This window comes from Rhizobacter sp. P3_B12, assembly GCF_056402895.1.
In genome coordinates this window covers 1-1,517 of the sequence record NZ_JBFUGN010001244.1, presented here as the reverse complement: position 1 = coordinate 1,517, position 1,517 = coordinate 1, and the positions used below count along the sequence as shown (strand labels likewise).

At 67.1% G+C, this 1,517-nt stretch carries 1 protein-coding gene; it reads left to right on the top strand.

All coding sequences use genetic code 11. The annotated features are described in order from the left end of the window. Positions 1 to 1,390: electron transfer flavoprotein-ubiquinone oxidoreductase (locus AC1D01_RS34195; protein WP_477873903.1), on the top strand; the 1,390-nt coding region annotated here is incomplete at its 5' end. Positions 1,391 to 1,517 lie beyond the last annotated feature (127 nt).

Genomic DNA, 1,517 nt, shown 5'->3' with positions numbered 1-1,517 from the left:
CAGCCAGGCCGGCACGCTGCGCACCCCGCAGTTCCTGATCCCCGGCAGCCTGCACAACGCCGGCAACTACATCGTCGGCCTCGGCAATGTCGTGCGCTGGCTCGGCCAGCAGGCCGAAGCCCTCGGCGTCGAGATCTTCCCCGGCTTCGCCGCCGCCGAAGTGCTCTACAACGCCGACGGCTCGGTCAAGGGCGTCGCCACCGGCAACCTGGGCATCGGCAAGGACGGCGAACCCACCGGCGAGTTCCAGCTCGGCATGGAGCTGCACGCCAAGTACACCGTGTTCGCCGAAGGCGCTCGCGGCCAGCTCGGCCGCCAGCTGATCGCGCGCTTCAGGCTCGACGACGGCCGCGATCCGCAGACCTACGCGCTCGGCATCAAGGAACTCTGGGAGATCGACCCCGCCAAGGCGAAGCCCGGCCACGTCATCCATTCGCTCGGCTGGCCGATGGACAACAGCACCTACGGCGGCGGCTTCCTGTACCACATGGAAGACAACAAGGTCACGCTCGGCTTCATCACCGGCCTCGAGTACAGCAACCCCTGGCTCAGCCCGTTCGAGGAAATGCAGCGCTGGAAGACCCACCCTGCCATCCGCGCCTGCCTCGAAGGCGGCAAGCGCATCGGCTACGGTGCCCGCGCGATCACCTGCGGCGGGCTGATGAGCCTTCCGAAGTTCGTGTTCCCCGGCGGCGCGCTGGTCGGCTGCGAGGCCGGCTTCCTGAACTTCTCGCGCATCAAGGGCAGCCACGCGGCCATCAAGACCGGCATGCTGGCCGCCGAGGCCGCGTTCGCCGCCGTCACCGCCGGCCGCCAGCACGACGAGCTCACCGCCTACCCGCAGGCCTTCGAGAAGAGCTGGCTCTACGAAGAGTTGCAGGCCTCGCGCAACACCAAGCAGTGGATGAAGAAGGGCCTGTTCCTGTCGTCGATCATGAACGGCATCGAGCTGTGGCTGCTGCCCAAGCTCGGTTTCAAGGCGCCGCCGTGGACGATCCACAGCACCGTGCCCGACAACGCCCGCCTGAAGCCGGCCGCCGAGTGCCCGAAGATCGATTACCCGAAGCCCGACGGCAAGCTGACCTTCGACAAGCTCTCGAGCGTGTTCATCAGCAACACCAACCACGGCGAGAACCAGCCGGCGCACCTGACGCTGAAGGACGCCGCGGTGCCCGTGGGCATCAACCTCGCGAAGTACGCCGGCCCCGAGGCGCGCTACTGCCCGGCCGGCGTCTACGAGTTCGTCAAGACCGAGGCCGGCCAGGACCGCCTGCAGATCAACGCGCAGAACTGCGTGCACTGCAAGACCTGCGACATCAAGGACCCGACGCAGAACATCGTGTGGGTCGCGCCCGAGGGCGGCGGCGGGCCGAACTACGCCGGGATGTAGAAGAAAACCCCCAGGCCTTGTTCCCTCGCAGCGCGCACATCGAACAACGCCTGCTGCGCAAAGAAATCACCGACGCCTCATTGAACGGCAGCGGCTTGCGTCCGCATGCGCAGAAGTTGGCGGACAC